Consider the following 11,196-nt stretch of genomic DNA (forward strand, 5'->3'; position numbering starts at 1 on the left):
TTGTCCGACAGGGAACAGCCGCGACGGCGCGTGCCCGGCCCCGCCCGGCCCTCCCGCCCCGCGTCCGCGCAGCGACGCCCGGGGCCCGGCGCCCGCCCGGCCCGCCGCCCGTCGGCGCCCGCCCCCCGCGCCGCCGCCTCGCGCGTGATCCGGCTCGGCAGCCCCCGGCCCCGGCTGCGCATGGTCGGCCTGGCGCTGACGCTGGTGCTCCTCGCCTTCGTCGTCCGCCTCCTCCAGGTGCAGGCCGTCGACGCGAGCGCCTACACGGCCAAGGCCGAGCAGAACCGGTACGTCGGCCAGGTGCTGGCCGCCGAGCGCGGCGAGATCACCGACCGCACCGGCGTGGCCTTCGCGACCAGCGAGGACGCCTACGACATCACCGCAGACCCGACGATGTTCACCCGCGCGCAGCTGAAGATCGACGACGGGCCCGAGCGGGCGGCCGCCCTCCTCGCGCCGATCCTCGGCCAGGAACAGTCCGCGCTCGTCACGAAGCTGCGGCCCAAGGACGAGGGCCTGCGCTACGTCAAGCTGGCCGGGCGGCAGACCCCGCAGGTCTGGAAGCAGATCAGGGACCTGAGGTCCGCGCTCTCCGACAAGGCGGAGACGGACCGCGGCACGGTCAACGTCCTCGCCGGCCTCTTCGCGGTGCCCAGCAGCAAGCGCGTGTACCCCAACGGCGAGCTCGCCGCCGGGATACTGGGCTGGGTCAACGCCGACGGCAAGGGCGGCGGCGGCATCGAGCAGCAGCTGAACGCGACCTTGTCCGGCAAGGACGGCAAGATCCGCTACGCCCAGTCCGGCGGCCGTCAGGTGCCCACCGCGGGCTCCACCGAGACCCCCGCGGTGCCCGGCTCCGACGTCGAGCTGACGATCGACCGCGACATCCAGTGGGCCGCGCAGAACGCCATCACCGAGCAGGTGAAGGAGTCGAAGGCGGACCGCGGCTACGTCATCGTCCAGGACACGCAGACCGGCGAGATCCTCGGCATGGCCAACTCGCCCGGCTTCGACCCCAACGACCTCTCCCAGGCCAACTCGGCGGACCTGGGCAACCCGTCCGTCCAGGACGCCTACGAGCCCGGCTCCACCGCCAAGGTCATGTCGATGGCCGCCGTCCTGGAGGAGAACGCCGCCACCCCGCTGACGCACGTCACCGTGCCCAACCGGCTGCACCGCGGCGACCGTCTCTTCCAGGACGACATCGACCACGCCACCTGGTATCTCACGCTCAACGGCGTGCTCGCCAAGTCCAGCAACATCGGCACCATTCTGGCCACCGGCCAGCTCGGCAAGACGCAGTCCCAGGCCAACCAGGTCCTCTACTCCTACCTGCGCAGGTTCGGCATCGGCAGTCATACCGGGCTCGGCTTCCCCGGCGAGACCAAGGGCATCCTTGCCGCGCCCGACAAGTGGTCGACCTCGCAGCAGTACACGATCCCCTTCGGCCAGGGCATGTCCCTCAACGCGCTCCAGGCGGCCTCCGTGTACTCGACGATCGCCAACGGCGGGGTCCGCGTGGAGCCCACCCTGGTGCGCGGCACCAAGGGACCGGACGGCCGGTTCACCCCCGCCGAGGCGCCCACGAAGACCCGGGTCGTCAGCCAGAAGACGGCGAAGACCCTCGCCCAGATGCTGGAGTCGGTGGTGGACGACCAGGAGGGCACGGGCGGCAAGGCGCGCATCCCCGGCTACCGCGTCGCGGGCAAGACGGGCACCGCCAACCGCGTGGATCCGGCCACCGGCACCTACAAGGGCTACACCTCGTCGTTCGCCGGGTTCGCGCCCGCCGACAACCCCCGGGTCACCGTGTACTGCGCCATCCAGAACGCCACCCAGGGCAGCTACTTCGGCGGCCAGATCTGCGGTCCCGTCTTCAAACAGGTCATGGAGTTCGCCCTCAAGACCCTCCAGGTCCCGCCGACCGGCGCGAAGGCGGCGAACCTCCCGGTCACCTTCTCGCCCTGACCGCCCTGCCCCGACCGTCCCACCGCTGTCCGCCCTGTCCGCCCACGACCCCCGTCCGCCACTGTTCAGCGCCGAACAAGCCAGGAACCAAGCCCGTGACCATGATCACTCCCGACCCCGGGAACCACGCACCGCCCGCGTCGCCCCCCGCGTCGCCGCCGGTGCCCCCGCCGCCGCCCTCGCTTGGCCCGCGGGCGGGTGCGCCCGGTACGCTCACCGCCGTGCCACACGCTGATCAGTCCCAAACCACCCAGAAGGGCGCTTCCGTGACCTATCCGGGACCGCCGCGACCGGCCCAGGTCTCCGCCACACCCCTCGCGGAGCTCGCCGATCAGCTGGGCGTCGCGCAGCCGGAGAGCGCCGCCGTCGAGGTCACGGGCATCACCCACGACTCGCGCGCGGTCCGCCCCGGCGACCTGTACGCCGCCCTCCCGGGCGCGCGTCTGCACGGCGCCGACTTCGTCGCGCAGGCCGCCGGCCTCGGCGCGGTCGCGGTCCTGACCGACCCCACCGGCGCCGAGCGCGCCGCCGCGACCGGCCTGCCGGTCCTGGTGGCCGACGACCCGCGCGGGCAGATGGGCGAGCTGGCGGCCACGATCTACGGCCACCCCGGCCGCGAACTGCTCCAGATCGGCATCACCGGCACCTCCGGCAAGACCACCACCGCGTACCTCGTGGAGGGCGGGCTGAAGTCGGTCAGGTCCACCGGGCTCATCGGCACCGTCGAGACGCGCATCGGCGAGACGCGCATCAAGTCCGAGCGCACCACCCCCGAGGCCACCGACCTCCAGGCCCTGTTCGCCGTCATGCGCGAGCGTGGCGTCGAGGCGGTCGCCATGGAGGTCTCCAGCCACGCCCTGGTCCTCGGCCGGGTCGACGGCTGCGTCTTCGACATCGCGGTGTTCAACAACCTCAGCCCGGAGCACATGGAGTTCCACTCCGACATGGAGGACTACTTCCGGGCCAAGGCACAGCTGTTCACACCGCAACGCAGCAAACTCGCCGTGGTCAACCTCGACGACGAGTACGGTCGCAGGCTCGCGGGCGAGGCCACGGTCCCCGTCGTCACCTTCTCCGCCGAGGGCCACCCGGACGCCGACTGGCGCGCCGTCGACGTCGAGATCGGCCCCATGGACTCGACGTTCGCCGTCGTGGGCCCGGACGGCGTGCGGATCGCCGCCAAGGCGCCGCTGCCGGGCTCCTTCAACGTGGCGAACACCCTCGCCGCGATCGTCTCCCTGGCCGCCGCCGGCATCGACGCGCAGACCGCCGCCGACGGCGTCGCCGCCGTGCCCGGCGTGCCGGGCCGACTGGAGCGGGTGGACGCCGGGCAGCCCTACCTCGCGGTCGTCGACTACGCCCACAAGACGGACGCCGTCGAGTCGGTTCTCAGGGCACTGCGCAAGGTCACCAAGGGCCGGCTGCACGTCGTCCTCGGCTGCGGCGGCGACCGGGACCGCACCAAGCGCGCCCCGATGGGCGCCGCGGCGGCCCGGCTCGCCGACATCGCCGTGCTGACCTCCGACAACCCCCGCTCCGAGGACCCCCTCGCGATCCTCGCGACCATGCTCGAGGGCGCGGCGTCCGTGCCCGCGCACGAGCGCGGCGAGGTCCTCCTGTTCGAGGACCGGGCCGCCGCGATCGCCGCGGTCGTCGCCCGCGCGCACGCCGGGGACACCGTGCTGGTCGCGGGCAAGGGCCATGAGCAGGGCCAGGACATCGCCGGCGTCGTCCGTCCGTTCGACGACCGCCAGGTGCTTCGCGAAGCTATCCAGCAGACCCAGGGATGAACTTGTGATCGCCCTCTCCCTCGCCGAGATCGCAACAGTCGTCGGCGGGCAGACGCACGACATACCGGATACGTCCGTGGAGGTCACCGGACCGGTCGTCCGGGACTCCCGCGAGGTGGAGCCCGGCAGCCTCTTCGTAGCCTTCGTGGGCGAACGGGTGGACGGCCACGACTACGCGGCCGCGGTCGTCGAGGCGGGTGCGGCGGCCGTACTGGCCTCGCGCCCGGTCGGCGTCCCCGCGATCGTCGTGGACGACGTCCAGACGGCGCTCGGCGCCCTCGCCCGGCACGTCGTGCACAAGCTCGGCGCGACGCTCGTCGCGCTCACCGGCTCGGCCGGCAAGACCAGCACCAAGGACCTCGTCGCGCAGGTGCTGAGGCGCAAGGCGCCGACCGTCTTCACGCCCGGTTCGCTCAACAACGAGATCGGCCTGCCGCTGACGGCCCTGTCCGCAACCGAGGAGACGAAGTTCCTCGTGCTGGAGATGGGCGCCCGCGGCATCGGCCACATCCGCTACCTCGCCGATCTGACGCCTCCGAGGATCGGCCTCGTGCTGAACGTCGGCACCGCCCACATCGGCGAGTTCGGCGGCCGCGAACAGATCGCACAGGCAAAGGGCGAGCTCGTCGAGAGCCTGCCCCCGGCCGCAGAGGGCGGCACGGCGATCCTCAACGCCGACGACCCGTTGGTCCGGGCCATGGCCTCCCGTACCAAGGCGAAGGTGGTTTTTTTCGGAGAGTCCGGCGAAGCGGACGTACGCGCCGAGAACGTGCGACTCACGGACAGCGGACAGCCCGCCTTCAGCCTTCACACACCCTCCGGGTGCAGCGACGTGACCATGCGCCTGTACGGTGAGCACCACGTGTCGAACGCGCTCGCCGCGGCCGCCGTCGCCCATGAGCTGGGCATGTCCGTGGAAGAGATCGCCACCGCACTCTCCGAGGCGGGCTCCCTCTCCCGCTGGCGGATGGAGGTCACCGAGCGCCCGGACGGCGTGACGATCGTCAACGACGCCTACAACGCGAACCCCGAGTCCATGCGAGCCGCTTTGCGCGCGCTTGCGGCCATGGGCAAGGGGCGGCGGACCTGGGCGGTGCTCGGCAAGATGGCCGAGCTCGGGGACGAGGCGCTCGCCGAGCACGACGCGGTCGGACGGCTCGCCGTCCGGCTCAATGTCGGCAAGCTCGTCGCGGTCGGGGGCAGGGAAGCCGCCTGGCTGCAACTGGGCGCATATAACGAGGGTTCGTGGGGTGAGGAGTCGGTGCACGTGTCCGACGCACAGGCGGCTGTCGACCTGTTGCGCAGCGAGTTGCGCCCGGGGGACGTCGTACTCGTGAAGGCGTCCCGTTCGGTCGGTCTCGAGAGCGTCGCGCAGGCGCTGCTCGCGACCGGGGCCGAGGGTGAGGTCGCCGCCCGATGATGAATCAGATCCTGTTCGCGGGTGTGATCGGTCTCTTCCTGACGCTGGTCGGCACTCCGCTGCTGATCAAGCTGCTGGCCCGCAAGGGCTACGGCCAGTACATCCGCGACGACGGCCCGCGCGAGCACGCCAGCAAGCGCGGTACGCCGACGATGGGCGGCATCGCCTTCATCTTCGCGACGATCGCCGCGTACTTCCTGTCCAAGGTCATCACGGGCAAGCCGCCGACCTACACCGGTCTGCTGGTGCTGGGCCTGATGTGCGGCATGGGCCTGGTCGGTTTCCTCGACGACTACATCAAGATCGTCAAGCGGCGTTCGCTGGGTCTGCGGGCCAAGGCGAAGATGGCCGGCCAGCTGATCGTCGGCATCACCTTCGCGGTGCTCTCGCTGCAGTTCTCCGACTCGCGCGGCAACACCCCGGCCTCCACCAAGCTGTCGTTCATCACGGACTTCGGCTGGACGATCGGACCGGTGCTGTTCGTGGTCTGGGCGCTGTTCATGATCCTCGCGATGTCCAACGGCGTGAACCTGACGGACGGTCTGGACGGCCTCGCCACCGGCGCCTCCGTCCTCGTCTTCGGCGCGTACACGTTCATCGGCGTCTGGCAGTTCCAGGAGTCCTGCGCCAACGGCGAGACGCTGACCAACCCGAGCGCCTGTTACGAGGTGCGCGATCCGCTGGACCTCGCGGTCATCGCCTCCGCGCTGATGGGTGCCTGCCTCGGCTTCCTGTGGTGGAACACGTCGCCGGCCAAGATCTTCATGGGCGACACCGGTTCGCTGGCGCTCGGCGGTGTGCTCGCGGGCCTCGCGATCTGCTCCCGCACCGAGCTGCTCATCGCGCTCCTCGGCGGACTGTTCGTCCTCATCACCATGTCGGTGGTCATCCAGGTCGGCTCCTTCAAGCTCACCGGCAAGCGGGTCTTCCGGATGGCGCCACTCCAGCATCACTTCGAACTCAAGGGCTGGTCCGAAGTCCTTGTCGTGGTCCGCTTCTGGATCATCCAGGGGATCTGTGTGATCGTCGGACTGGGTCTCTTCTACGCGGGATGGGCAGCAGAAAAGTGACCGACTGGCAGGGGAAGAACGTCACCGTCGCCGGGCTCGGCGTCTCCGGCGTCCCGGCGGCCAAGGTGCTGCACGGGCTCGGCGCGAAGGTCACGGTCGTCAACGACGGCGACGACGCACGCGCGCGTGAACAGGCCGCCGAGCTCGAGGCACTGGGCGTCACCGTGCGCCTCGGCGACGGGGCGACCCTGCCCGAAGGCACCGAACTCATCGTCACCGCCCCCGGCTGGCAGCCCGACAAGCCGCTCTTCACAGCGGCCCGCGCAGCCGGCGTGCCGGTCTGGGGCGACGTCGAACTCGCCTGGCGGCTCAGGGGACCCGACGCGGCTCCCTGGCTCTGCGTCACCGGCACCAACGGCAAGACGACCACCACCCAGATGCTGACGTCGATCCTGAAGGCGGCCGGCCTGCGCACGGCCGCCGTCGGCAACATCGGCGTCTCGCTCCTGGACGCGGTGCTCGGCGAGGAGCGGTACGACGTCCTCGCCGTGGAGCTCTCCAGCTACCAGCTGCACTGGGCGCCCTCCCTGCGCGCCCACTCGGCCGCCGTCCTCAACCTCGCCCCCGACCACCTCGACTGGCACGGCTCCATGGAGGCGTACGCCAAGGACAAGGGGCGCGTCTACGAGGGCAACCGGGTCGCCTGCGTCTACAACGTGGCCGACAAGGCCACCGAGGACCTGGTGCGCGAGGCGGACGTCGAGGAGGGCTGCCGGGCCGTCGGCTTCACCCTCGGCGCGCCCGCGCCCTCCCAACTCGGCGTCGTCGACGGCATCCTGGTCGACCGCGCCTTCGTCGAGAACCGGCAGAAGAACGCCCAGGAACTCGCCGCGGTCTCCGACGTCGACCCGCCCGCCCCGCACAACATCGCCAACGCCCTTGCCGCGGCGGCCCTCGCCCGCGCCTTCGGGGTGCCCGCCAAGGCCGTCCGGGACGGCCTGCGGGCCTTCACCCCGGACGCCCACCGCATCGCCCATGTGACGGACGTGGACGGCGTCGCGTACATCGACGACTCCAAGGCGACCAACACGCATGCGGCACAAGCCTCGTTGGCGGCCTACGAGTCGATCGTCTGGATCGCGGGCGGCCTGGCCAAGGGCGCGACCTTCGACGAACTGGTCGCCCAGTCGGCGAAGCGACTTCGCGGGGTCGTGCTCATCGGCGCCGATCGCGCCCTGATCCGAGAAGCCCTGGCGCGACACGCCCCGGAAGTACCCGTCGTCGACCTCGACCGGACCGACACTGGGGCGATGCTCGCGGCTGTCCAGGAGGCTCGGCGCCTCGCCGTCGAAGGCGACACGGTGCTGCTGGCCCCGGCCTGTGCGTCCATGGACATGTTCGCCAATTACAACCAGCGCGGTGACGCGTTCGCCTCTGCGGCTCGCGAACTCGGCGCCTGACCCGGCCGCCGCCTGCCGGGCGACCTTGGGAGGGACGCGTGGGACCGTCAGGGCCGACATGCAGCGGACGAGCCGCGTGCAGCGGAGCACCGGATGCCCGGTAGCCGCACCGGGCGTCCGCCCGTCCAGCGGACCGTCCGGAGACCCTCCGCCACCTCCCGGCCGCGCCGCGACAACCCGCTGCGACGCCTGTACACGCGGGCCCGCAAGGCCTGGGACCGGCCGCTGACCGCCTACTACCTGATCTTCGGCGGCAGCCTGCTGATCACCGTGCTGGGCCTCGTGATGGTCTACTCGGCGTCCCAGATCACCGCGCTCCAGATGTCGCTGCCGGGCTCCTTCTTCTTCCGCAAGCAGTTCCTGGCCGCCTCCATCGGGGGCGTGCTGCTGCTCGTCGCGTCCCGGATGCCGGTGAAGCTGCATCGCGCGCTCGCCTACCCGATCCTGGCCGGCGCCGTCTTCATGATGGCGCTGGTGCAGGTGCCCGGGATAGGGATGTCGGTCAACGGCAACCAGAACTGGATCTCGCTCGGCGGCTCCTTCCAGATCCAGCCCAGCGAGTTCGGCAAGCTCGCGCTGGTGCTGTGGGGCGCCGACCTGCTCGCCCGCAAGCAGGACAAGAAGCTGCTGACCCAGTGGAAGCACATGCTGGTGCCGCTGGTGCCGGTCGCCTTCCTGCTGCTCGGGCTGATCATGCTCGGCGGCGACATGGGCACGGCGATCATCCTGACGGCGATCCTGTTCGGCCTGCTCTGGCTGGCGGGCGCGCCGACCAGGCTGTTCGCCGGGGTGCTCGCGGTCGCCGCCACGATCGGCGTGATCCTCATCAAGACCAGCCCGAACCGCATGGCCCGGCTGCAGTGCATCGGCGCGACCGACCCCGGTCCGGGCGACGCCTGCTGGCAGGCCGTGCACGGGATCTACGCCCTGGCCTCCGGCGGGATCTTCGGCTCGGGGCTCGGGGCGAGTGTGGAGAAATGGGGGCAACTCCCCGAAGCGCACACCGACTTCATCTTCGCCGTCACCGGTGAGGAACTGGGTCTCGCGGGGACGCTGTCGGTGCTCGCCCTGTTCGCGGCTCTAGGCTATGCGGGTATCCGCGTGGCCGGACGCACGGAGGACCCCTTCGTGAGGTATGCCGCGGGAGGCGTGACCACGTGGATCACCGCTCAGGCGGTGATCAACATCGGTGCGGTGCTCGGCCTGCTGCCGATCGCCGGCGTGCCCCTCCCGCTGTTCTCCTACGGGGGCTCCGCCCTGCTGCCGACCATGTTCGCCATCGGGCTGCTGATCGCCTTCGCACGCGACGAGCCCGCTGCGCGGGCGGCGCTTGCGATGCGCCACCCCCGTTTTGGTAGAAAGCGGGGGACCGGGAGCTCTGCGTTCGTTCGGAGCGCCCGGAGATGGAACACGATGCGACGGCGTGCCTCGGCGGCGCGCCCGTCCGGAGAGCGGTGAATTTCGGTGCATGTCGTACTCGCTGGTGGGGGGACCGCCGGCCACATCGAGCCCGCGCTCGCCCTCGCGGACGCCCTGCGCAGGCAGGACCCCACTGTGGGGATCACGGCCCTGGGCACGGAGCGCGGCCTGGAGACCACGCTCGTTCCGCAGCGGGGCTACGAGCTCGCGCTGATCCCCGCCGTGCCGCTGCCGCGCAAGCCCACCCCCGAGCTGATCACCGTCCCGGGCCGACTGCGCGGCACGATCAAGGCCGCCGAGCAGATCCTGGAGCGCACCAAGGCGGACTGCGTCGTCGGCTTCGGCGGTTACGTGGCCCTGCCCGGCTACCTCGCCGCCAAGCGCCTCGGCGTGCCGATCGTGGTCCACGAGGCCAACGCCCGCCCCGGGCTGGCCAACAAGATCGGCTCGCGCTACGCGGCCCGGGTCGCCGTCTCCACGCCCGACAGCAAGCTGCGGGACGCCCGCTACATCGGCATCCCGCTGCGCCGCTCCATCGCCACCCTGGACCGCGCGGCCGCGCGCCCCGAGGCCCGTGCGATGTTCGGGCTCGACCCGAACCTGCCCACGCTGCTGGTCTCCGGCGGCTCGCAGGGCGCGCGTCGCCTCAACGAGGTCGTCCAGCAGGTCGCGCCCTGGCTCCAGCAGGCCGGCATCCAGATCCTGCACGCGGTCGGCCCGAAGAATGAAATGCCGCACGTGCAGCAGATGCCGGGGATGCCCCCCTACATCCCGGTACCGTACGTGGACCGGATGGACCTCGCGTACGCCGCCGCCGACATGATGCTCTGCCGCGCGGGCGCGATGACCGTCGCCGAACTCTCCGCCGTCGGGCTCCCGGCCGCCTACGTCCCGTTGCCCATCGGCAACGGCGAACAGCGGCTGAACGCCCAGCCGGTGGTCAAGGCGGGCGGCGGACTGCTGGTCGACGACGCGGAACTGACCCCCGAGTGGGTCCGGGAGACCGTCCTGCCCGTGCTCGCCGACCCGCACCGGCTGTACGAGATGTCCCGCGCCGCCAGCGAGTTCGGCCGGCGTGACGCCGACGACCTGCTCGTCGGCATGGTGTACGAGGCGATCGCCGCCTCCCGTGCACGCCGATAGGCACGTTTGACGAAAGGACAGGGGAGCGTGGCCGGATCCGCCACCGCCGAGCGCGGTGCACGTCAGCAGGAGTCCTCCGGCCCGCCCCTCGTCCGGCGGTTGGGACGGCTGGGGCCGCGCAGGCTTCGTACGATCATCATTCTTGCGTTGGTCGTCGTGCTCCTCGGGGCGGGCGGCGTCTGGGTGTTGTACGGCTCGCAGTGGCTGCGGGTTCAGCGCGTCGCCGTCTCCGGCACGAGCGTGCTGACGCCGCAGCAGGTGCGCGAAGCCGCCGCCGTACCGGTCGGATCGCCGATGATTTCCGTCGACACGGATGCGATCGAGGCGCGATTGCGTACGGAATTGCCCCGAATCGACTCCGTTGACGTGGTCCGTTCCTGGCCTCATGGAATCGGCCTGAAAGTGACCGAGCGGACTCCGGTTCTGCTGGTCCAAAAGGGGTCGAAGTTCATGGAAGTGGACGACGACGGCGTCCGTTTCGCCACGGTTTCCGAGGCTCCGAAAGGCGTTCCTCTTCTGGAAATGGCCGTTTCGTCCTCGCGTTCCGCCGCCGCGAGCCTGCGCCGCTTCGGCGAGGGCCGGCTGGTGCGGGAGGCGGTCGAGGCGGCCGGCTCCCTCCCGGCCGCCGTCGCCCGCGACACCCGCCTCGTCAAGGTCGTTTCCTACGACGACATCTCGCTGGAGTTGACCGGCGGTCGCACGGTGGCGTGGGGGAGCGCCGAGCGGGGCGCCGCGAAGGGGCGTGCACTCACCGCTCTCATGAAAGCCGCCCCGGACGCGCGGCACTTCGATGTCAGTGCTCCCACCGCCCCTGCGTCATCAGGGAGTTGACGCACATCCGCGCAGGCCAGCACCCTGGTTGGGCAGCGACACGGCTGATCACATAGGGTGAAAAGAAAAACGGGAGGTTCGGCGTGTTCGTTGAACGGGCGCCACTTGTCGACTTAGTGTCCTGTTCAGAAGACTTCAAGGAACAGACACACTGG

The 11,196-nt window shown here is 70.9% G+C and carries 8 protein-coding genes; all 8 read left to right on the forward strand.

Features of this window, described 5'->3' with window-relative positions:
• Entirely contained in the window at positions 1 to 1,968 is a 1,968-nt protein-coding gene (locus tag AB0J04_RS03465) for a penicillin-binding protein 2 (RefSeq protein ID WP_363166692.1), read from the forward strand.
• Positions 1,969 to 2,234: 266 nt separating this feature from the next.
• The gene (locus tag AB0J04_RS03470; protein WP_363166693.1) at positions 2,235 to 3,758 is read left to right on the forward strand and encodes a UDP-N-acetylmuramoyl-L-alanyl-D-glutamate--2,6-diaminopimelate ligase; all 1,524 of its coding nucleotides are present in this window, start codon (positions 2,235 to 2,237) and stop codon (positions 3,756 to 3,758) included.
• Between the two features lie 4 nt (positions 3,759 to 3,762).
• On the forward strand, positions 3,763 to 5,178 hold the full coding sequence (gene murF / locus AB0J04_RS03475; RefSeq protein ID WP_363166694.1) for a UDP-N-acetylmuramoyl-tripeptide--D-alanyl-D-alanine ligase: 1,416 nt from the start codon (positions 3,763 to 3,765) through the stop codon (positions 5,176 to 5,178).
• On the forward strand, positions 5,175 to 6,248 hold the full coding sequence (gene mraY / locus AB0J04_RS03480) for a phospho-N-acetylmuramoyl-pentapeptide-transferase (protein ID WP_363166695.1): 1,074 nt from the start codon (positions 5,175 to 5,177) through the stop codon (positions 6,246 to 6,248). Before murF ends, mraY begins: the two co-directional genes overlap by 4 nt.
• The gene (murD, locus tag AB0J04_RS03485; RefSeq protein ID WP_363166696.1) at positions 6,230 to 7,648 is read left to right on the forward strand and encodes a UDP-N-acetylmuramoyl-L-alanine--D-glutamate ligase; all 1,419 of its coding nucleotides are present in this window, start codon (positions 6,230 to 6,232) and stop codon (positions 7,646 to 7,648) included. Before mraY ends, murD begins: the two co-directional genes overlap by 19 nt.
• 93 nt (positions 7,649 to 7,741) lie before the next feature.
• Positions 7,742 to 9,106, forward strand: coding sequence for a putative lipid II flippase FtsW (gene ftsW, locus AB0J04_RS03490; RefSeq protein WP_363166697.1), 1,365 nt, complete (start codon positions 7,742 to 7,744; stop codon positions 9,104 to 9,106).
• Between the two features lie 6 nt (positions 9,107 to 9,112).
• Positions 9,113 to 10,210: an undecaprenyldiphospho-muramoylpentapeptide beta-N-acetylglucosaminyltransferase gene (gene murG / locus AB0J04_RS03495; protein WP_363166698.1), complete on the forward strand. Its 1,098-nt coding sequence runs from the start codon at positions 9,113 to 9,115 to the stop codon at positions 10,208 to 10,210.
• A 27-nt stretch (positions 10,211 to 10,237) separates the two neighbouring features.
• Entirely contained in the window at positions 10,238 to 11,041 is an 804-nt protein-coding gene (locus tag AB0J04_RS03500) for an FtsQ-type POTRA domain-containing protein (RefSeq protein WP_363166699.1), read from the forward strand.
• Positions 11,042 to 11,196 lie beyond the last annotated feature (155 nt).

The sequence above is a fragment of the Streptomyces sp. NPDC050263 genome, from assembly GCF_040655955.1.
Classification (GTDB): domain Bacteria; phylum Actinomycetota; class Actinomycetes; order Streptomycetales; family Streptomycetaceae; genus Streptomyces.